Origin of the sequence: Pseudoalteromonas sp. Z9A5, assembly GCF_011378875.1 — a bacterium.
In the GTDB taxonomy this organism is placed as follows: Bacteria; Pseudomonadota; Gammaproteobacteria; order Enterobacterales; family Alteromonadaceae; genus Pseudoalteromonas.
Map to the genome: position 1 here is coordinate 1 of NZ_WTLC01000048.1, position 21975 is coordinate 21975.

Genomic DNA, 21975 nt, shown 5'->3' on the forward strand with positions numbered 1-21975 from the left:
CAAAAGAGGGCTTTAGTTGCTGCTAAAGCCTGGGTCTCACATTACCCGAACTTGGTTATAAATAATAATTTGATGGGTTTATTATCCATACAAGCTGTTTAAGTTCATAATATCATTCCAATTATTGAAGGGGTTAAATCCCATAAGTTATTAAAACGAACCAAGACGTTCGCTTAAGTACGGGAAGGATTATGAGTAATAAAACAGACGTATTAAATGGAGTTTAATTGGCTAAACCCCATTTAAATCAGAGCCCAAAAAGCCTATTAGACACTGTAAAATAGTATTAACGGGTTAGAAAAAGTTTATGTTCTAGGTCGCAGAGTTGTTAAGGATGATTACTATTTAAGCCGCTATTCATGTAATCAACGATTTGAGGAAGTGGTATTTTTAATAAGCTATTATCAAAGGTATCAAACATTATATAAACGCTGTCTTTTCAAAAGCGTTACTAATCATCTCATCAAGCTTGCCGCTTTGAATTGAGCCTAGTTTTTTGTGCGCCCTATTACCTTTCTGATAGTAAAATGGCTCTGAACTTGGGATTTTTGAATAAAGCTTACTAATATAAATAGCCTCGTTAAAGCCATCAAACGATGAAATACGAAATTTTCTGGCTAAGCCTTTTATTATTTTATTAACTAACACGTCAAGGCTAATACGGGCTTTCAGGCTTTGAAATGCCTTTTCCTTAACTAGCTTATCAGTTACAGCGTACGCTAACATGAGACGTCTATCATCTTGAGGCATACTTATGCCCGTAATGTCTTGATACCCACTACTAAGAATCGACTCATACAAGTTAATACAATCGCTGGTAAAGTGTTTTTCAAGATAACTAAATACAATATCTCGTTGCTTTACCTGCTGTTGGCTTCTCTTTCCTTTGCTTAAGTTTAAGCCTATATGTTTGGCTAAGCTTTGTGTGGCTTTATGCTCAGATATAACTAGTTTCACATTTAAGTACTGCCTAAGGAATAGGTCTATACTTGAAATAATACTCCAAGCATCAAAAGTACTATAAGACTCCCTCGAGACTACTATTTGATACAGCTCTTTTGCTACACGTTGATATGTTAGAGTTTTTAACTGCCTTACCTTGGCAACTTTCTCATTTCTTAAGGCAATCCCTTGATGATACAACAAGCTCTTGGAGTAACGGTTCAACGCATTAAGCTCACCTATAAGCTCTCCTAGTGATAAAAGCTCTGAAGGCCTCAACTCTTCGTTAGCGGAAGCAGAATCGTAGAGTTTATCAAGCTTCTTCTCTATCTCTACGCGAGTAATACCAAGGATATGCAACTCATCAAAAGTCGTTAAGGTTGTATTATCCTCTATTGCTGATAGTGAATACCTTACCTTATCTAAAAAAGCCAACAAAGAGCCTGACTCAATAAGCTCTTTATCGTTTGAAATTAGACTTGCAGTAGTAATATCAAGGGCATTGAATTGAGATAGCTTGTCAAACACTCGTTGCCACCTTAGCTTTATTGATATAATCGCTCCACCAGCTCATTACTTCTCTACGATTTTCAACGTACTCAGCACGATTGTACGCAGCCCTAATTTCGTTTTTCTCTTGGTGAGCCAATGCAACTTCTATTAATTCTGAATCAAACTGTTTAGTTTCATTTAGTATTGTACTAGCAAGTGATCTGAGACCATGAGCAACCAACTCACCTTTAAAACCCATGCGCTTAATTGCAGCATTGGCAGTTTGAGGATTAGTATGACTTCTTGGTTCTCTGTCGGCAGGGAAAATATACTGGCGATGACCACTTACAGGCTTCATTAATTCTAGTATACGTAATGTACTTGGCGTTAACGGTACTTTATGGCTTTTCGACATTTTCATTTTTTCTGCGGGTAATATCCATACCTTGCTTTCAAAATCTATTTCAGACCACTCAGCCATAGCAGCTTCACTAGGCCTTACCATTGTATGCAGTTGCCATTCGATTAAGCACCGAGTTGTAAACTTAATACTTGCTCTTGAAAGAGCCTCCATAAACTCAGGTAACCTTTCACTGCCTATAGTGGCCATAGACTTTTTGATCGGAGTTTGAAACGCAGCTTTAATACCCGCCAAAGAGTTATGCTCTACGACTCCTGTATTAACCGCATAGACCATGATCTCATTTAAACGCTGGCATAACCTTTTAACAGTTTCAAGCGCACCCTTGGCTGCAATAGGCTTAATAGTATCGATAGCGAGCTTTGCCGTTAGGCCACTTAAAGGACGTGGCCTAAAGTAGGGAATATATGCCTTTCAAGTGAGTTCCACACATCTTCTGCGTAATTAGGTGAAACCGTACTCCTCTTAAGCTCAAACCAGTCGAGCGCTACTTTCTCTAAAGTATTTAAACGTGATTGCGTCTCTTGAGTATATTGCTGCTCTTTGTACTCTTTTGGGTCTATTTCATTAGCAAGAAGCCCGCGAGCCTCTTCTCTTTTTACTCTAGCAGCGGCAAGGGTAATTTGAGGGTACTGCCCAAAAGAGAGGTTAGTTCTTTTTTTAGTAAATGGTCTGTAGTACTTAAATAACCAACTTTTAGTACCATTAGGCCTTATTGATAACTGAAGTCCACTACCATCAGAAAGTGAGTATTCCTTTTCCTTAGGCTTAGCTTGTTTAATTTGAGTATCGTTGAGGGGTTTTACAGTTCTGGCCATTTATTTTATATATCATGCTCTAGCCCTGTGAATTCAAGGCTTTCTTACTTTTAGTACCACAGCATTTTCACAAGTGAGGGCTTTGGTACTAACCATGGTACTAAAAATACTGGATGTAGGTAAACCTCTTGGGATATTACAGGCAATAAAAAACCCGCTAGCCTATGTGGCTAGCGGGTTTCCTGTATCTGCTCGGATGTTATCGAACAGCAAATTGGTGGAGCTGGGGGGATTTGAACCCCCGTCCGAAAAGCCTCGACCGTCGGTACTACATGCTTAGTATTGTCATTTAATTAACCTTTAAGTCCCGGACAAACACGGTAAGTAAAGGCGAGGCCGCTTGGTTTTAGCGCTTCAACCCCGGCCAGGGTTTCCGTCGCGATCAGGTGTTAGGGTGACACTCCAAAATCTAGTCCACAAGAATACGTAGAAGGAGCGCTAGCGAGCCTAAGCTGCTAGAGAGTAGTTATCGTCGTTTGCGATTACTTTAGGTTGCGGCTGTTTAACGAGGCAAACCGCACCTCGACATGCACCTTGGGCGTCTTGAATTCCGTCGAATCCTAATCAGCCCCTGAATCAGTAAACTCATTCAGAGCGTGCAATTAGTATAACCGAGTAAAGTACTGATACTCAAGGGGTAAGACGCTTTTATTTTACTGATCTACGTCAACTGGACAATAAACGTCCATTAACCTGTAAATAGCAAGGTAATTAAACAACATTTGCTTAACATAACAACGTAGTTATGCTCAAATAGGGAGTTGCTTTTTTAATAGTAGGTAGAACTTTTGTATTAAAGCAACAGGGGTAATATAAAAATAATAACAGGCATATTAAGTAGGGAATAAATAAATGTCGGTTTTTTCATTTGATCAGAATTCAGGGGATTTATCTTTAATACAGCACCCTGTAGATAGTGGCTTTCCGGTAACTGGTACACAATTAATTGAGTTACTAGAACAATCGCCTTATTGTGAATTTGAAGTTATTTCAATCAATATTGGAAAGCTTTTTGCTCAGAGTAAAAACTATCAAAAAGAGTCTTTAGTTGTTGCCAAAGCCGTTAAAGCTTCAATAACTATTAATGTTGATGAAAACAACATGATAGCGCAAGCAACAATTACGACGGCAAAAGGTGGTGCTTTGTTATCAATGGAAGACGCCCAAAAAGCGCTTGCTCATGCCGGTGTAAAAAAAGGTATTAGCCCTCGTGCACTAGATACATTTTTAGGACAACAATTTGAGCAGCCAGCTGGTAGCTCTTACAGTGCTGTAATAGCCCATGGGCGTAATCCTAAAAAAGGCAGCGATGCCAAATTTGTTCGTTTGTGTTCAACAGCCCAAGACCGAGTGCTCAGCCCTCAAGCTAAAGAAGGCGGCAAGGTTGATATGAAAAACCTTGGTGCAATCATCACAGTAAAACCCGGTGCTCCTCTCATGCAACGAGTAGCAGCTACTCTTGGGGAGGATGGCTACACTGTATTTGGTGATTTAATTCCTGCAAGCCCAGGTAAAGAATTTCAATTACAACCATTTGAAGGCACTAAAATAGATCCAAGCAACTCTAGTATATTGATTGCTGATTGCAAAGGTGTGCCCGTGGCGCTTCCTCGTGGTATGCGTGTTGATGATGTTTTATGTTTTGATAATGTTGATGTAAGTACTGGTCATGTTGATTTTGATGGCAGTGTAATCATTAGCGGCGATATAAAAGACGGTATGCGTGTAAAAGCAAATGGCGATATCACGGTTTTAGGATTTGTTGAATCAGGTATTGTTGAGAGTGAAAGTGCGGTAACAATAGTGTTAGGTGCGATTGGCCGCAAGCGTGAAAACGAAGGCGCATTTACGTGCCTAATTACAGCTAAACGTACAATTTCAATTGGCTATGCTCAGTACTGCAATATAAAAACAGAACAAGATTTATTTATAGAGCGCCAATCTCTACATTGTGATTTAAGCGCTAAACGATTAATACGTGTAGGAAAAGCAAATAATCCACGAGGTAAAATTATTGGCGGAAATATTTTAGATGCCATGCATATAGAACTTGGTGAACTAGGTGCTCCTGCTGGTACTAAAACACGTGTTTTTTTGGCTCAGCATTGGTACGAACTTCGTCAAAAACAAATTCAAATTGCAGATTTTGAAAAAGTCCTTGCGAATAAATCTACCACCCTAGAACTTGCGCGAGTAAAAGCGAGTAAAATACAAGTTCCTGCTCAACGTCAGCTTTTTTTAGATAAAATAATTGCTAATGAGCACCATATACAAACTCGTTCAATTCAAGTAAAAAAACAAAAATTACTGGTTAAACAAAAAATGACTCAGTTATTAGCCACCAGTCGTTTAAAAGTGAATGAACAGATGCATCCGGGCGTGGAGCTTAAAATAGCGAAAGAATCAAAGCAGTTTTCGCGTATTTATCCGCCCCATTTAGTAAAACTAAGTGAAGGTAAAATTACTCAGTCGTTTTAGCATCGTCGCCATTAATATCGTCAGCGTCTAGCTCTGCGTCATTATCTTCTAGTGGCGCTAATGGCCAACCACCAAGTTGCTGCCAACGATTTACGATTAAACAATAAAGTTCAGCTGTACGCTCTGTATCGTAAAGCGCCGAATGAGCTTGGCTATTATCAAATTCAATGCCCGCTGCACGACAAGCTTTTGCCAATACTGTTTGTCCTAACGCGAGCCCTGCAAGTGTGGTTGTATCAAAGCTTACAAATGGATGAAATGGCGTGCGCTTAATGTTATTACGCTCTATTGCTGCATTTAAAAAGCCATGATCAAATGCGGCATTGTGCGCCACAATTACAGAGCGCTGACATCCGGCTGCTTTTTGTGCTTTACGCACAACTTTACAAATATCTTTAATAACTTCATCTTCAGGTAAGGCACCGCGCAGTGGCGAGAATGGGTCTATACCATTAAACTCTATAGCTGCTTGTTCTATGTTTGCGCCTTCAAAAGGTTCTACATGAAAATGCACGGTATGATCAATGCTAAGCAACCCTTCGTCATCCATTTTTAAAACAGAAACAGCAATTTCTAATAAAGCATCGGTGTTTTTGTTAAAACCTGCGGTTTCAACATCAATAACCACTGGAAAAAAGCCGCGAAAGCGTTTTGCGAAAAGTGTTTGCTCAGTATTTGCCATAGTATTCTTGGTTTGTAGGTATAAGCCTTCTATTATGTCAAAAGTGAGGGCCTTTCGGCTAGTAGCTTGCAAGATTAATTACACCTAAAATTATAGGCATGTAATTTGCTTTACATTCATAGCTAGCTAAGCGTAATTTACTTTTAATAGTAATTACGCTGCATTTTGCCAAATTATTGGCATGCCTGATTTATTGGAGAATACCCCATGACTTTTAAGTTGTTATTTATTAGCCTAAGTATAACCGGTGCACTGTTAAACGGTAGCGCCCACGCTGCTATGCGCCAATACACTGCAAACCAAGACAACTCTAATTGGGACTTAGTTAAAACAACACGCTTACAATGCCAATTAAATCATGAAGTTCCATATTATGGTGAAGCCGTTTTTAAAGCTTCAGCAAGTAAAAACAAAAACCTAACCTTTAATTTAGATATGGTTGTACGCCCAGATAATTACGCGATTGCTGGTTTAAAAGCAGTTCCACCGTCTTGGCGAGCAGGCTTACCAGCCCGTGATATTGCTAACATGAAACTACTTAAAAAGTTTGACGGTGAACTTGGCAACAAAACAGCTTGGGAAATGCTAACCGAACTAGAAAAGGGCTACTACCCTACTTTTTACTATCAAGACTGGCAAAACAGTGCCGATAAAATTGCCGTTGGTATATCGAGCGTTAATTTTAAACAAGCTTATTGGGCATTTTTACAGTGTCGGGATGAGTTACTCCCCTACAGCTTCGAAGATATATCATTTACTGTTATGAACTATCAATCGAACAGCAGTAAATTAACTAAGTCATCTCAACAACGTTTAAATAAAATTGCTGAATATTTAAAAAATGACGTGAGCATTGAATCTATTAGTATTGATTCATATACCGATAGCTACGGTGGACGTTGGAATAACTTAGATCTTTCGCGCAAGCGTGCTAAAACAATAAAAGATTACATGGTGAGTTTGGGTGTAGATGAAGCAAAAGTTCAAACAACCGGTTTAGGCGAAAAACGCTTTGTAGATACCAACGACAATATTTTAGGTCGCGACAAAAACCGCCGTTTAATTATTCAAATAGCTAAAATGTAATACTTAAGGGCATTTAGCCCTTAATGTTTAATTTATTTCGCTTAAAAAATTTATCACCAAATTGAAATACACCTAAGCTAATTAAAATAATAACAGCACCAATAATTAACTCCTTACTAAGTGATTCATTATTAAGCCAAGCACCCAAGCCTAAAGCAAAACTTGGCGTAATAAGTGTAGTAAGCGATACCGTACTAGCATTTAGGTTTTGCAATACATGAAAGTAAGCTAATGCCCCTATTAGCGACCCAAATATACCCAAGTAACCAATAGCCCATAAAGACTTAGCACTCCAACTATCTATATGTAATTCACCATCAAGCAACCACCAAGCCATAAAAAATAAAGGAGTTACAAAAACTAAAGCACCAAATGTGGTCGCCATAGGATGAATTGCTATTTGTACACGTTTTATCATCACGCCACTTAGACTAAAAAAACACACAGCCATAAACACATACAGTAAGCCTAGCCCTTGAGTTTGTGAGTTTTGTACTTGGTTATAACTTACAAAATATAAGCCGATTAAAGCGCACGCTAACGAAGCTAACTTAATTGGGCTAAATTTAGGTTCATTTAATAACTGTTGAGCAAGCAACCCCGACAAAATAGGCGCCAAGCCAAACATAAGCGAAATAATACCTGAAGGGACTGTTTTAGCTGCCATATAACTCAGTAACATGCCGCCAAAAATACCTATACTCGAATAAAAATAAAGTAGGCATGCATTTTTACTCCAAGGTACTCTAATGTTTGTAATGGCAACAATTAAGCCACCCAAAAACAATCCCACCAGCATACGCATTAATACAGCAAGCGTTGGCGATACAGTTTCACTACTCCATACAATACCCAGCGGAGTAGTAGACCATATAAGAACCATTAAAAAATAGGATGCTTTAATTGGCACGCGCCATTCCTTGCTAAGTAATTAAAATAAATGATGTTAAATTATACATTTAAAATGCTGATTGATACTTACTTAATCACTTTTTAATATGTTAAAAAACAGTTTTAAATTAGAAGCTGCGGTTTAATTGCAGTATTTTATTACAAAACTATTTAAGTTTTGGCAAACTAGTTATATCGTGCATATCTCTCACGATTTATCAGGATTATTAAGTGCTTAAAAATAAAACAATAGGTAGCATGTTAATTGTTGCAGGAACAACCATTGGTGCAGGCATGTTGGCACTTCCAATCGCTTCTGCGGGCTTAGGCTTTACTACTGCGCTTATACTCATTGTAGGAAGTTGGATGCTAATGACCTACACAGCATTGCTTATGTTAGAACTACACCAATATGCACCACGCGATGCAACTTTAAATACCTTAGCAAAGTTATGGCTTGGCAAACGCGGGCAATATATTGCTAACTTTTCGATGGTATTTTTATTTTATGCTCTATGCGCTGCTTATATTGCAGGTGGCGGCGCGCAACTCCAAGAGAGAATAAATACTGGCTTTAATGTAAGTATAGCTCCACAATTTGGCTCAATTTTACTAGCAATTGTAATTGCGAGTGTAGTAACACTTGGCACAAGTAAGGTGGATCAATTTAATAGAGTGCTTTTTACTATAAAAATGATTGTATTAGGCAGCCTGTTTTATATGCTATCGCCGTATGTGCAAAGTACGCATTTATTAGAAATGCCTGTAGAGCAAGGTTTAATTCTCTCGGCTATTCCGGTTATATTTACCTCGTTTGGTTTTCATGGATCTATTCCTTCTATTGTTAAGTATGTAGGTCTTGAAATAAAAGTACTACGTAATGTAATGATTGCAGGTGCTGCATTACCATTGGTGATTTATATTTTTTGGCAGTTATTAAGCCAAGGAGTTATGAGCCAAGAGGATTTACTTAACAGTGAAGGACTCAGTGGATTTGTTGCAAGTGTTGCGAGTATTGCTCATAGCCCTAATGTGGCAATTGCCGTTAAACTCTTTGCAAACTTAGCGCTCGCAACTTCATTTTTAGGTGTGAGTTTGGGCTTATTCGACTTTTTTGCTGATGCCTTTAAAAAAGGTGATAACAAAACAGACCGTATTAAAACTGCATTAATTACCTTTATCCCACCTCTCGGTTTTGCAATATTTTATCCTCAAGGATTTATTATGGCACTGGGATACGCTGCAATTGCATTAGTAGTACTTGCGATATTCTTACCTGTGGCAATGGTTTATAAACAACGAGCTTCATCAGAAAAAACAGGTTATAAAGTAAAAAGCGGGAATATAGGGCTTGGTATAGCCGCTGTATGCGGTATAACAATTATTGCTGCGCAGTTTATGCAAATGGCTGGGCTTATTCCTGCAATTGGTTAGAAGTAGTTTCTCTTTAGTTAAATTTAGCTAAAAAAAACCGCACATCATTATTAATGATGTGCGGTTTTTTTATTAACTGCGTTTATTTACAAACGTCAGCTACAGCATTCGAAAAGTATTCAATATTTGATTTACTAACACCAGCTACATTTACACGGCTAGAACCAACAATATAAATACCGTATTCTTTTTGTAGGCGAGCAATTTGCTCTTTATTAATACCTAAGAAAGAAAACATACCATTTTGACGCTCAATGAATGAGAAGTCTTGAGCAATATCTTTAGTTGCTAAGCTTTCTTTAATTAAAGTACGTAGACCATTTATGCGACTACGCATTTCATCAAGCTCTGAATGCCACATTTGTGTAAGCTCAGTGCTACTTAAAATAGTATTAACAATATCTGCACCATGCGCTGGTGGCATTGAGTAAATACTACGTACAACACTTAACATTACCGAGTTTGAAATATCAGCTGTCGCACTATCTTTTGCAATAAGTGAACATGCACCAATACGCTCGCGGTATAAACCAAAGTTTTTAGAGCATGAAGAACAAATAATTAGCTCTTCTACTGCATCGGCTAAAATACGTAAGCCACGTGCATCTTCTTCAAGTGAAGCACCAAAGCCTTGGTATGCAATATCAACAAGTGGTGTAAAGCCCACTTCTTTTGCAAGTTCAGCAACTGTGTTCCACTGTGTTTCGTTTAAATCCATACCGCTTGGGTTATGACAACACGCATGTAGTAAAACCACATCACCTTTTGGCACTTTTTGAAGTGTGTTTATCATTTCGTCAAACAGTAAGTCTTTATTCTCGTAATCGTAATATGGGTATTCTTTTACCGTTAAGCCAGCAGCTTCAAATAAGCTAATATGATTAGCCCACGTTGGATTAGTTACCCACACGGTAGCGTCTTTATTGCAGCGCTTAATAAATTCAGCAGCAACGCGAAGTGCACCGGTACCACCAGGAGCTTGTGCTGTACGCACTCGATTAGCTAATAATGCTTTATGCTCGCCAAGTAACAGGCTTTCCATTTTTTGACAATAATCTAAATTACCCGCTAAACCAATGTAAGATTTGCTAGTTTCGTTTTCAAGGCGAAACGCTTCAGCTTTTTTAACCGATTTTAATACCGGCGTATTGCCTTGCTCATCTTTGTAAACACCTACACCTAAGTCAATTTTATTAGGGTTGGTATCTTGTTTATAGGCCGCCATAAGGCCAAGAATAGGATCTGTTGGTAATGGTTTTAATACTGAGAACATTGGCTATCTCTTATCGTTATTTAGGGGTTAGCTGTTGGTTTAAGCTTAACATAAAAGCACATCATATTGACTAGTGTTATTTACACTAGAAAGTGAGGAATTTTAATACAGCATGCGATTAATATCGCTAGAGACTTTTCATCAAAAAAGTCATTTTTAAATGCCTCTGCATCAACAATCCCTACACATTCGTTATGTGAATTAAAAAGGGGTAAGCATGCTTCTGACTTTACTTTTGGATCGCACGTATAGTATTCGCCACCTTGAGCTAAATATTGCTCAACATTATTAATAACACGCCCTGTGTTTGATAAAGCAACTTGAACATTATTACTACCCGCTGCAAATGCTTCAGTTAAAGGAAATAAAGGACGACTTGGCACGCCATGATAAGCCAACTTTAATAACTGCTTACCATCGCTTGTGTTTGTTGACTGATATATTCCATACCAATCAACACCTGTTTGTTGTTCAATGTAATTAACTATGTTTTGTAAGTTAGCAAGCTTAGCTTGTGTTGCCTCATCTTTTTTTACATAGTCAGTTAACTTAAATGGTTCATCTTGAAGGTAACCAAATAAACTACACGCCCCTCCCTCTCCTAATTCAGGAATTTGATACTGCCAGCGAACTTCTGACAAAGATGAGCTTGCAAGGTATTGCTCAAGCTTTTCGAGCTCAGTTACAATTAGGTTTGAGTCAACACTAAGTTGTGCTTTTTGTAGGTAAGAAGAAATCATTTAGCCATCCATACATCTAAAGTTTCAAGAATAATAGCATGGATATTTTTAGAGAGCTAGAGCATGTCGAGCTTTCAGGATCAGAATTTATTATATTTAGAGTAATTAAATAATGGCGAGTAATTTGTAACCTAATGCATAATTAAAAGGGAGTAAAAAAGCCATGCTCGTAAGAAAAGTCTTTAAACAGTCGCTGTATTCTTTATGTGGCGCTTTTGTCTCTTTATAAGGAGCTTACATACCCCTTGCTGTACAAAAGCATATAACTATTAAGTAGACTACGAAACACTAACTTCTCTAACTCCTCTAACTTAGCTTGTAACACATTTCCACTTGATTTCCACTGGCGTTATACGTCACTTTTTCTGCAATTTCCTCTAATAGAGAAAGACCTCTACCAAACTCATTATTGCTACTTGAAGACTCGTCTGGTTTACTGTTAAACCCTCGTCCTGAATCGCAAATAATAAAATATAAACTCAGTGTGTCTGGGCAATAACGCATATCAATAATAATCATTGCGTCAGCTAATGAGGCGAGTGCTTTTTCTCGCATTTCATAGTATTTGAAAAAACCATCATCTTGTTGTTTAATATTCGAATCTAGCCCCAAGACGCCATGATCAAGCGCATTATTATAAGCTTCCGAGAGAAGTAAAAATATATTTGAACGATGTGCATTTAACCCCCCTACACTACTTAAAATATTAACCACATCATAAACAGGATCCGTTTGCTTTATTTGTTTGGCGTTTAAACTTAGTGATAAATTAAATGCCAATGTAGAAAAAGCTTCTCGTGCTTTTTCTTCTGGTGCTAAAGGTAAACAATTAAGCAAAACAATACTTACATCATCTTGCTGCTCGCTTCCATCTGCAAACTGGTTAAGATTATCTACAATGTTTTCACAGCTAATCATTGTTTTGCTTTTTAATATTTGTAAAAAACGCTCTTCGCCAAAAAAAACGTCATCTTTGTTGCTTGTTTCTATAATTCCATCAGTTGCCAATGCCAAACGCATTTCTTGATTTGTTTCAAAGTGAATTACTTCATACTCAAACTCATGCTCATCTAAAATCCCCAATGCCATATGTTGAGATTCTAATGTTTGCTTTACATTACCTTCTCTATCAATTAAATAAGCATCCGGCAACCCACCTAACCATGCTGATATACTTTTACCTGAAGCACTAAGCTCTACAATTGTTGCAGCGCAAAACATATGTCCTGGTAACAAGTTATATAAAAGGATGTTTATTTCGCTGGCAATATCATTCACTGCCATGCCTTTTTGTACCATTGTATAAAACACGCGAGACGCAGGCAACGCACCTATCGCTGCTGCAAGACCATGACCTGTAAAATCACCAAGCATGCAATACAAGTTACCTATTGGGCTTTGTGCGACTAAAAACATGTCTCCGTTAAACATAGAAGCTGGTGATAAATTAAAATCGAGATGCTCTTTGAACTTTCCTTGATTTTCTAATGAATTATTAAAAATATGTTCAATAATTTCATGTTCACGCTCGGTTTGATTATGATGATATTCAAGCAGCTTTTTTTGCTCATTCGCTTTTTTACTTAGCTCGCGAGTACGACTGTGGGCTTTGATTTTTGCATATAAAATGACTTTTTCAAAAGGCTTACGAATAAAGTCATCACCACCAACCTCTAAACAACGCTCAAAACTAGCTTGATCATCTAATGATGTAATAAAAATAATGGGTAGATATACTTCACTAAAGTATTTCTTTATTTTTTGTGCTGTTTCAAACCCATCCATTACAGGCATTAATACATCGAGTAAAACAATATCTATAGGCTCTTTCTCAAGTACCTTTAAAGCCTCGAGACCATTATAAGCCATGGATATTTTATACCCTTTGTGCTCTAGCATTTTACTTAGCAAAATACGGTTAAGCGCCTGATCATCTACAATTAGCACATGCATCATTAGGAAATATCAAATTTTTTATCAAAACGTGAAATCTGTAATATTTTCCTAAGTTGTGGTTGGCAGTTACTTATCTCAATTGTGCTAACTTGGCTCTCTATCGTTTTTTTCATATTTAGTAACATGCCAAGCGCTGAGCTATCCATGTATTCTGTTTCTCTTAAATCAATAACTACCTTAACTGTGCTTTTACTTATTTGCGCGTATGCCTGGCGAAAAGACTGCACTAAATTAAAATCAAACTTACCTTTAATTTGGATTGTTAACGTAGTGCCATCAACTGATTCATTTTTAGTTAAACTCATATACGGTTCCTAATAATATTTCCTTTGAACTAAATATAACCTGTTAAAAGTAATTAGCAAAAATAAAAACACACAAGCGCAAATTTGCTATCATTTACGGCATTGTTTAATTCATTTTATCTATACAGGTTAGGTATGAGTGATAGTCAGTTAGTATATTCAACGGATATGGGGCGTATAACCCAGCCAAAACCAGAAAAAGAAGTGTCTGGTAAAATTTTTAAAGACGGTTTTGTACGTATTGAACGTCAAACAAAAGGTCGTAAGGGTAAAGGTGTTATGCTGGTTGTAGGTATAGAACCAAAGGAACATGATTTAAAAAAATTGGCCAAAACAATTAAAAGCAAAATGGGTCAAGGCGGCGCTGTTAAAGAGGGCGTAATTGAAGTTCAAGGTGATGACCGAGATAAATTAAAAGCGATTTTAGAAAGCTTAAAATTTAAAGTGAAAATTGCGGGAGGTTAATCCCGCAATTTTTATATTTATGAAAAAGTGAGGGGATCACCTAATTTTTCAAACAGGTGTGGTAAATCACTTTCAGGAATTGGCCTGCTAAAATAGTAACCCTGCACAATGAAACAATTATTATTTTGCAAAAACTGTACCTGCTCTATCGTCTCAACACCTTCAGCAACTACGTCTAATTTTAATTTTTGTGCCATAGCAATTATAGCCGCTGTAATTTCCATATCGTTACTGTCTTCTGGTATATCTTTTACAAATGAGCGGTCAATTTTTAATATATCAACGGGGAATCGTTTCAAATAACTTAATGATGAGTAACCGGTTCCAAAGTCATCTATAGAGATTGAAATACCTAACGCTTTAAGTTCATGTAATTGCGTTATAGCAGCCTCTACATTACCCATTAGCATGCTTTCAGTAAGCTCTAAATGAATCCGCTTAGCTGATACACCTGATCTAATAATCATTTTACTTAGTGTTGGAACTAAGCTTGCGTCTTTAAATTGGCGTGCAGATAAATTAACTGAAATATTATTTTCTCGTCCTTGCTCTTTCAGCCTGGCGGCAAAATTACATGACTCTTGTAATACCCATTCACCTAACTCAACAATTAAACCTGTTGCTTCTGCAATCGGAATAAATTTAGTTGGGCAAATAACGCCTTCGGTTGGATGAAACCATCTTAATAACGCTTCATAACCCACTACATTATTATTACGACTATCAACCTGAGGCTGATAATAAACAACAAACTGTTTTTCTTTTAAGCCTTGTCGAAGTTCATTTTCGATAAACAACCGCTCATTAGCGGCTGCATTAAGTTCTTGGCTATAAAAATGGAATGTATTACGCCCTTTTGCTTTTGCTTCGTACATCGCTAAATCAGCATGTTTTAATAATTGGTCTTCTTCAAGACTATCGTAAGGAGCCATTGTTATACCTATACTCGCACTCACAATAACTTCATTACTACCAAGCTTAATTGGAACATTTAACGTTTTTTGAATTGTATTCGCGACATCTGTTGCGTGTGTTTGATTTTCTATTCCACTGAGTAAAACCGCAAATTCGTCTCCACCCAAACGTGCAATGGTATCTTCAGCTCTAAGGCGTTTTTTCAGCCTGTTAGCAACTTCGACTAATAGTTGATCGCCAGCATCATGTCCAAGCGTGTCATTTATGCGTTTGAATTCATCCAAATCAAAATAAAACAGCGCAAAGGCATAATGTCCTCGCTCTGCAAGCGCCATTGATTTTCGCAATTGCATTCTAAAAAATGTTCTGTTTGCTAAACCCGTTAACGTATCAAAGTATGCAAGTTGCTCCATTTTACGTTGGCTTTCTTTTACAAACGAAATATCTTGTGCAGAAGCTACATAACTCGTTATTTTACCGTCATCTTCATGAATTGGAGATACACTAAGCGATACCCATATAGGCTGTTTATCTAACCCTTGAATAAGTGTATCGCCTCGCCAATAATTTCTACTGCGTAAATCAATATCTATATCGTCAACTAAAATAGCCATTTCTGTCGCTATAATGTTTAGCAAAGGCGCTCTGTTAAAGTGTTTTTCTGGAAAACCAGTCATTTCAAGCATTTTAGGGTTTACGTACTCAATAATAAAGTTTTCATCTGTTATCACCACCCCAGTACCTGAAAAGGCAACGGCTTTAGATAGACGATTTGCCGCTTTTTCAGCAATTTCTTTTTCAGTAATACGTTGATTTAAACCATTTATAAGTTTACGAATTTCTACAGTCATGTCTCTAAATGAGCCATTAAGAGTACCAATCTCATCTTTATTTTCTGGTGGAAATTCAATTTGTAACTGCCCTTGACCAAAGCTTGTAACTGCATAAACCAAGGTATGAAGCCTGCGAAGTACAAGTTGATAAAGCGCTTGATGTAGTAACAAAGCAACTAAAATTGCATATAGAATAAAAAGTCCAAAAAACTTCAGCTTCAAATCTTGTAAAGCTGATAGTGTGGAAGAACGCTTTTTATAAACACCTATATACCAATCTAAATCGTCAATCTTACGAATATTAATAATATGTGCCTCATCATTTTCTTTAAATGAATTGGCATATTCAGGAAGATGCATTTTTATTGCTTCATTAATGATTGACTGTAGCTCATCATTAACAAAATCCTTTGAATTAAGTGCTTTGCCTTTAACTCCATAACTTGTTAATAGTTCAGGGGTTATATCTGGATGTGCTAACACTTGACCTTTACTATCAAATACCAGCAGATGCTTTTCTTTATCACCAACAGGCAAATGAGATATTAAAGTATTAAGTGCTATATCGTTGCCCGTTACACCTAATAATTCGTTATCAACATAAACAGGAACAAGTAAGCTAATTACCCACTTATGCCACACTTTATCAAAATACACTTGCGACCACTTAGGCTCGCGAGTTGAAGTACTCTCACCTGTTGCATAGTTAAAACTAGAACCGCTTTTAAATTTATATCCCGCAGGTGTATTTAATGCCCAATCGGGTGGCGATATGCGAATAAAATTGTCTTGTGTAATAAGGTAAAAATTAAAAAAGTCGTGTACTAAGGTCGGTGCAATTATTCGCCATAACGACTCTGAATCATTTATTAACTGTTTATAAAATGGTGAATAATTTTCTTGAGGTAGGTAAGCAGCAGATAAACCGTCTGGTGATGCACTTCTAATTGAGCCATCGTTATTAAATTGTAATTGCGCTTTGTTTTTAAGGTCAATTGATTGTTGTTTTGAAAAAAGTTGTTCTGTTACTACATTGTTAGCTTGCTGAGCAATATTTTCTTTTGTTTTAATGCGTTCATTAAATTGGTTTATTAATAAATCAGTAGAGCTTTTTAGTACTTCGTGCTCTTCAAATACGAGTTGCTTTTCTTCTGATTTAAGCATTAAAGCAGCAGCACACACACCCGCAATCAAACAAATTGCAGAAATAAGCAGCGATAATTTTACACTTAAAGAATTCAATCCAAAACGCGATGGAGGGCGTCGATACACCACAGGCGAACCTTATTATTAGTAATTGTTATTATTTGAGTTTGTAGTTAGGAAATATACCAGATCCAGACCTTAATTATAAATTTTTTGTTAACTTTTTAAAAAATCACACTCGTTAAAAAATAAATATGACTTAACGTATTATTTAAGTACAAACTCTTTATTGACATTACTTGCAACTCTACATACATTGCTACGATGAATATTATTTACTCAAACATATTTTTTTCGTTTTTTAGCTTCTTTATATAAAAGAGGCTGATCTGTTTGTGAGATAAAATCAATCGAATAGTAAAGCCTCCCAACTGGGAGGCTTTTTTGTTTTTGCTGTGTAATCACGGCTTATTTTTTTGGAATGAGGAAACCAAAATGACAAATGATGTATTAAATACCCTAAGACACGATATAAATGAGATAGACTCCGACCTGCTTGTGTTATTAGCTAAACGTCGCCGGATTAGTCACGGTGTGGTTGAATACAAAATTGCCAATAACAAACCAATTCGCGATGAAGCACGTGAACTTGCATTATTAGAAAAGCTAATTGGCTACGGTAAATCACTTGGTTTAGATGCTTACTACGTAAACAATGTTTTTCAAACTATTTTGGAAGACTCTGTTTTACATCAACAAGCGATGCTGCAAAAAAACTTAAACCCAGATGCACTTACTGAAACCCATCGTGTTACTTATTTAGGCGGTCAAGGTTCATATAGTCAATTAGCATGTCACAAATATTTTAGCCGTCGCCCAGGAAAACTCATTGAAATTGGCTGTACCTCGTTTGACGAAATAACGAGTAAAGTAGAGAACGGTCAAGCTGACTTTGGGTTACTTCCTATCGAAAATACAAGCTCAGGTAGTATCAATGAAGTATTTGATTTATTACAACATGCTCAAGTTTCGATTGTAGGTGAAGTAACTCATAGTGTTGAACACTGCCTTCTAACGGTACCAAACACAGAGCTAAGTCAACTTACTAAAATATTCGCTCACCCTCAGCCGTTTGCGCAATGTAGCCGTTTTTTACAAGGGCTTGGCGATTTACAACACGAAACCTGCGACTCAACATCAAGCGCACTACAGTCGGCATTAACTACACCAAATAGTGCAGCAATTGGCTCTGCACAGGCTGGTAAAAACGTAGGGTTAGAAGTAATTAAGTCAAACCTTGCGAATCAAAGCGAAAATCATAGTCGCTTTATTGTTGTTTCTCGTAAGCCTTTACAAGTTTCAAATCAGATACCAACTAAAACAAGTTTAATTATGTCAACAAAGCAACAAGCTGGTTCATTGGCTGATGCCTTAATGATTTTTAAACAGCACAAAATAAACTTGGTTAAGCTTGAGTCTCGTCCAATGCCAGGTAACCCATGGGAAGAAGTGTTTTATGTGGACTTAGAAGCAAACCTAGCCGATAGCCAAGTAAAAGAAGCCCTAGAAGAGCTAAAAGAATACACGCAATACGTTCGTATACTTGGGTGTTACCAGAGTGAATCACTCCAAGCGGTTAGCGTTAATACTTAGAATCTATATAGCATTACCGCATACTAAAAAGGTCTATTTGTAATAAATAGACCTTTTTAATAACTCAAACGAGTTAGCTATATTATTAGCTTACCTGTTTAATCAAGCACTTTTGCATCATTAGCTTTATTTAATAGGCTTCTGCTTTGTGTTAAAAAGTGCTCAGTTGAATCTGAAAAATATACCTTAGCGTCAGCAAAAGCATCAATAAGTGCACTTTTATCTCCTGCTTTTAGTTTATCCAGCGTTTGTGCAAATGTGTCTTGGTATTGCGCGAGTAAATTTTCCACATCATCAAATTGCGCCAACATAATATCTGAATACAGCTCTGGAGATTGAGCAAACAAACGCCCTACCATCATTAATTCAAGCTGATAAATTGGTGACGAACAGCTGCGTAACTCTTCTAGTGTATGGCTTTGCTTTGCTAAAAACTGTCCGTAAACAAACGTTGTTAAATGGCGCATTACTTGGATTATTTGCATTGCTTCATCGTGTTTTTTTGCATTCAGCTCTACAAGTTGGCAACCCCATACCTGTAACTGATTTAATAATCCTTTAGCTGCGCTAGGGTCTCGTCCTTCACAAACCACTACAGTTTGTTTTACCCAATGTGAAATATCTGGACCAAACATAGGATGAAGTCCTACGACGGGACCACTATGTGCTGCTTTTAATGCTTTTATTGGTGCTTGTTTAACCGATGTAATATCTACTAATAGACAATCATCGTCGAGTTTAGGTAAATCGTTAACCACTTTTTCTAATGAGTTAATTGGCACACTAATTAAAACAAGCTTTGCACCTTTTAAAATATCTACTGCTTGTGATTGATTATGTTTATCGAGGGATTTTACTTCATAACCAGAACGCTCAAATTGTTTAGCAAACAATTTACCCATAACACCTTCCCCACCAACAATAACAATTGGTGAAAGATCACATGCAACACAAGCAAGTTTAGACTGTTGATTTTGATACGCTTCGCGCATCATTCGTCTAAGTATATCTTCAACTAAATCGGGGCTTACATTTTGATTTATTGCTTCTTGGCGTCTTGCTGCTAATAACTGAGCTTCTCGCTCTGGATCATGCAATGGCGCACCCGTTTGTTGTTTAAATGCACCTATTTTTTGAGTGATTCCATTACGTCTTGCAAGTAAGGCAACCAGTTGAGTATCGCATTCATCTATACCATCTCTTAACTGGGCTAAATCTATAATATCTGCCACGTTCTTGTCCCACCTTAAAACATTAAATCGTAAATTTAAATTTACATATAAGTAAACTAATCAATACGATAAATACTAACAGGATACGTTAGCTGTTAAAAGAGCAGATCTAGTTTAGTAAACAAAAAGTGAGGTAAAAAGGCAAAGCCGTATTTAATGGATGTTATTACTTATAATTCTAATTAAATTGAAATATTGGCTCTACAGATTAAAGCTTACAACCTTTAAGTAGTTTTATATAAAGCAGGTATATTTTGGGCTCTACACCTCTTAAATCATAACTAGATACTTATGATGTTATTAGGTTGAGTAAATAAGTGACTTTTAATGCGGTGTGCTATTTAATTGTTTAGAACATCTAATGCAGGAATAAAACTGGTATTAAATACAACTAATATAAATACAGTTTAATGTGACTACTTTATTAATTATAAATTTATTTATAAAAACCAAAACGGGCTGCATCCCAAAGGATGCAACCCGTTTTTTTGCGTTGATAAATAACGCGTATTAGTTAAGCTTTTCTCTAATACGTGCAGATTTACCAGAACGCTCACGTAGATAGTAAAGCTTAGCACGGCGAACTGCACCGCGACGCTTAACTGTTACGCTATCAATAAGAGGGCTGTGCGTTTGGAATACACGCTCAACGCCTTCACCGTTCGAAATTTTACGAACTGTGAATGCTGAGTGAAGACCACGATTACGCTTAGCGATTACAACACCTTCAAAGGCCTGTAGACGCTCTTTTGCACCTTCTTTTACTTTTACCTGTACAACCACTGTATCACCAGGGCCAAATGCAGGTACGTCTGTTTTAAGCTGCTCATCTTCAAGCGCTTTAATAATATTTTGGTTTACTTTTGCCATTATGTTTCTCACTTTCCTAGGTGTAACTGTCTTCTAGCCACAAGCTTTTTGGTACTCTTGCTGAAATTTCGCGAGTAATACCGCTTGCTCCTCAGTCAGAGCTAGGTTATGCAACAAGTCAGGACGTCGTAGCCAAGTTCTGCCTAATGACTGCATAAGCCGCCATTTTGCTATCTCTTGGTGGTTTCCACTGAGCAATACAGCAGGCACCTGTTTGTCGTCCAATGTTTCTGGTCGTGTATAGTGTGGACAATCTAACAAGCCATCCGAAAATGAATCTTGTTCTGCCGACTGATTATGACCTAACACACCTGGCACCAATCGCGCTACTGCGTCAATTAATGTCATGGCAGGTAGTTCACCACCACTCAAAATAAAATCACCAATTGACCATTCTTCGTCAACGTATGACTCTATTATTCTCTCATCTATACCTTCATAGCGACCGGCAATCAAAATCAGTTTTTTAGAGTTAGCGAGTTCGCTAGCGCCTTGCTGATCAAGTTTGCGCCCTTGCGGGGACATATAAATTACTTTAGCACCATCGCCAGCTGCTTTTTTAGCTTCGGCAATCGCTTTTTTTAATGGCTCAACCATCATTAACATACCAGGTCCGCCCCCGTAAGGACGGTCATCTACGGTTCTATGCTTATCTAAAGCGTAGTCTCGTGGATTCCAGCAGTTAAAATCAATTAAGCCATTTTTTACTGCGCGACCGGTAACACCTTGGTCTGTAATAGCGTCAAACATGTCTGGAAAAAGGCTTATCACCCCTACCCATAATGAACTAGTTTGCGTCATTAAAAACCAGGATCCCAGTCTACGGTAATTTCTCTTGCGTCGTATTTAACTTCTTTAATAACTGAATCAGTTAAAAAAGGAATCAAACGCTCAGCTTGACCAAATGCGTCTTTACTGTTTGCTTTCACAACCAGTACGTCATTTGATCCTGTCTCCATCAGGTCATCAACAATACCTAAGCTATAACCTTTATCGGTTACAACAGACATGCCAATGAGATCTCGCCAATAGAACTCACCTTGCGGGAGTTCTGGTAAATGCGCTGCATCCATTGAGATTTCAGCATGGGTATAAGCCATTGCTTCGTCTCGGTCGTTTACCTGCGCAAATTTAGCGATAAAGCCTTTGTTGTGGCGACGCCAGTCGACCACTTCTAAGGACTGCCATTTACCTTGCTGCCCTATCAACCACGGGCTGAAATCGAAGATCCCTACGGGATCATCAGTAAATGAATGTACCTTAAGCCAGCCCTTTATACCATATGGGGCACCGAGCTTTCCTACGACAATTATTGATGAGGTGTTCTCTTGACTCATGGTTAC

General features: G+C 37.5%; 19 protein-coding genes and 1 other RNA gene. 5 read left to right on the top strand and 15 right to left on the bottom strand.

From position 1 onward, the window contains the following. Positions 1 to 420 precede the first annotated feature (420 nt). The 4 genes from GQR56_RS18640 to ssrA all read right to left on the bottom strand — a co-directional run bounded on the left by GQR56_RS18640 (position 421) and on the right by ssrA (position 3245). Complete coding sequence (locus GQR56_RS18640) at positions 421 to 1470, bottom strand: hypothetical protein (RefSeq protein ID WP_166114299.1); 1050 nt, start codon at positions 1468 to 1470, stop codon at positions 421 to 423. Next, entirely contained in the window at positions 1463 to 2131 is a 669-nt protein-coding gene (locus GQR56_RS21730; protein ID WP_346775779.1) for a tyrosine-type recombinase/integrase, read from the bottom strand. Before GQR56_RS21730 ends, GQR56_RS18640 begins: the two co-directional genes overlap by 8 nt. Positions 2132 to 2232: 101 nt before the next feature. Beyond that, on the bottom strand, positions 2233 to 2673 hold the full coding sequence (locus tag GQR56_RS21735; RefSeq protein WP_346775780.1) for an integrase arm-type DNA-binding domain-containing protein: 441 nt from the start codon (positions 2671 to 2673) through the stop codon (positions 2233 to 2235). Between the two features lie 215 nt (positions 2674 to 2888). After that, positions 2889 to 3245: a transfer-messenger RNA gene (ssrA, locus tag GQR56_RS18650) on the bottom strand. A gap of 280 nt (positions 3246 to 3525) precedes the next feature. On the opposite strand from ssrA, the gene GQR56_RS18655 reads away from it, so the two are divergent. Further along, positions 3526 to 5151 (top strand): FapA family protein, encoded by a 1626-nt coding sequence (locus GQR56_RS18655; RefSeq protein ID WP_166114302.1) that lies wholly within the window; start codon positions 3526 to 3528, stop codon positions 5149 to 5151. Here the strand turns inward: GQR56_RS18655 and rnt are convergent. Then, positions 5135 to 5833 (bottom strand): ribonuclease T, encoded by a 699-nt coding sequence (gene rnt / locus GQR56_RS18660; protein ID WP_166114305.1) that lies wholly within the window; start codon positions 5831 to 5833, stop codon positions 5135 to 5137. The two genes, GQR56_RS18655 and rnt, sit on opposite strands and share 17 nt — an antisense overlap. A 207-nt stretch (positions 5834 to 6040) precedes the next feature. Here rnt and GQR56_RS18665 point away from each other — a divergent pair, with 207 nt between their 5' ends. Beyond that, a complete protein-coding gene (locus GQR56_RS18665) occupies positions 6041 to 6919 on the top strand; it encodes an OmpA family protein (protein WP_166114308.1) in 879 nt (292 codons plus the stop codon). Positions 6920 to 6932: 13 nt separating this feature from the next. Here the strand turns inward: GQR56_RS18665 and GQR56_RS18670 are convergent, their stop codons facing one another. Next, the gene (locus GQR56_RS18670) at positions 6933 to 7829 is read right to left on the bottom strand and encodes a DMT family transporter (RefSeq protein ID WP_166114311.1); all 897 of its coding nucleotides are present in this window, start codon (positions 7827 to 7829) and stop codon (positions 6933 to 6935) included. A gap of 212 nt (positions 7830 to 8041) precedes the next feature. On the opposite strand from GQR56_RS18670, the gene GQR56_RS18675 reads away from it, so the two are divergent. Then, positions 8042 to 9244 carry an aromatic amino acid transport family protein gene (locus tag GQR56_RS18675; RefSeq protein ID WP_166114314.1) on the top strand — a complete coding sequence of 401 codons (1203 nt, stop codon included), beginning with the start codon at positions 8042 to 8044 and terminating at the stop codon, positions 9242 to 9244. An 82-nt stretch (positions 9245 to 9326) separates the two neighbouring features. On the opposite strand, the gene GQR56_RS18680 is transcribed toward GQR56_RS18675, so the two are convergent. The 4 genes from GQR56_RS18680 to GQR56_RS18695 form a co-directional block, all read right to left on the bottom strand. Then, positions 9327 to 10517 carry an amino acid aminotransferase gene (locus tag GQR56_RS18680; protein WP_024610192.1) on the bottom strand — a complete coding sequence of 397 codons (1191 nt, stop codon included), beginning with the start codon at positions 10515 to 10517 and terminating at the stop codon, positions 9327 to 9329. Positions 10518 to 10597: 80 nt separating this feature from the next. Next, positions 10598 to 11257: a GAF domain-containing protein gene (locus GQR56_RS18685; RefSeq protein WP_166114317.1), complete on the bottom strand. Its 660-nt coding sequence runs from the start codon at positions 11255 to 11257 to the stop codon at positions 10598 to 10600. Positions 11258 to 11563: 306 nt separating this feature from the next. Next, positions 11564 to 13213 (bottom strand): fused response regulator/phosphatase, encoded by a 1650-nt coding sequence (locus GQR56_RS18690; protein ID WP_206018210.1) that lies wholly within the window; start codon positions 13211 to 13213, stop codon positions 11564 to 11566. After that, positions 13213 to 13518 (bottom strand): STAS domain-containing protein, encoded by a 306-nt coding sequence (locus GQR56_RS18695; RefSeq protein WP_024610195.1) that lies wholly within the window; start codon positions 13516 to 13518, stop codon positions 13213 to 13215. The genes GQR56_RS18690 and GQR56_RS18695 overlap by 1 nt, the downstream gene beginning before the upstream one ends. Positions 13519 to 13653: 135 nt before the next feature. On the opposite strand from GQR56_RS18695, the gene GQR56_RS18700 reads away from it, so the two are divergent. Beyond that, entirely contained in the window at positions 13654 to 13983 is a 330-nt protein-coding gene (locus tag GQR56_RS18700) for a translation initiation factor (RefSeq protein ID WP_024610196.1), read from the top strand. A gap of 17 nt (positions 13984 to 14000) precedes the next feature. On the opposite strand, the gene GQR56_RS18705 is transcribed toward GQR56_RS18700, so the two are convergent. Continuing rightward, a complete protein-coding gene (locus GQR56_RS18705) occupies positions 14001 to 17006 on the bottom strand; it encodes an EAL domain-containing protein (protein WP_024610197.1) in 3006 nt (1001 codons plus the stop codon). Positions 17007 to 17372: 366 nt separating this feature from the next. On the opposite strand from GQR56_RS18705, the gene GQR56_RS18710 reads away from it, so the two are divergent. After that, on the top strand, positions 17373 to 18530 hold the full coding sequence (locus GQR56_RS18710) for a chorismate mutase (protein ID WP_024610198.1): 1158 nt from the start codon (positions 17373 to 17375) through the stop codon (positions 18528 to 18530). A 98-nt stretch (positions 18531 to 18628) separates the two neighbouring features. On the opposite strand, the gene tyrA is transcribed toward GQR56_RS18710, so the two are convergent. From tyrA to rimM, 4 genes are all read right to left on the bottom strand, one after another. Beyond that, complete coding sequence (gene tyrA / locus GQR56_RS18715) at positions 18629 to 19762, bottom strand: bifunctional chorismate mutase/prephenate dehydrogenase (RefSeq protein WP_024610199.1); 1134 nt, start codon at positions 19760 to 19762, stop codon at positions 18629 to 18631. Between the two features lie 510 nt (positions 19763 to 20272). Next, positions 20273 to 20632 (bottom strand): 50S ribosomal protein L19, encoded by a 360-nt coding sequence (rplS, locus tag GQR56_RS18720; protein WP_007581406.1) that lies wholly within the window; start codon positions 20630 to 20632, stop codon positions 20273 to 20275. A gap of 33 nt (positions 20633 to 20665) precedes the next feature. Further along, a complete protein-coding gene (gene trmD, locus GQR56_RS18725) occupies positions 20666 to 21433 on the bottom strand; it encodes a tRNA (guanosine(37)-N1)-methyltransferase TrmD (RefSeq protein ID WP_007581405.1) in 768 nt (255 codons plus the stop codon). Further along, positions 21433 to 21969 (bottom strand): ribosome maturation factor RimM, encoded by a 537-nt coding sequence (rimM, locus tag GQR56_RS18730; RefSeq protein ID WP_010554631.1) that lies wholly within the window; start codon positions 21967 to 21969, stop codon positions 21433 to 21435. The genes trmD and rimM overlap by 1 nt, the downstream gene beginning before the upstream one ends. Positions 21970 to 21975 lie beyond the last annotated feature (6 nt).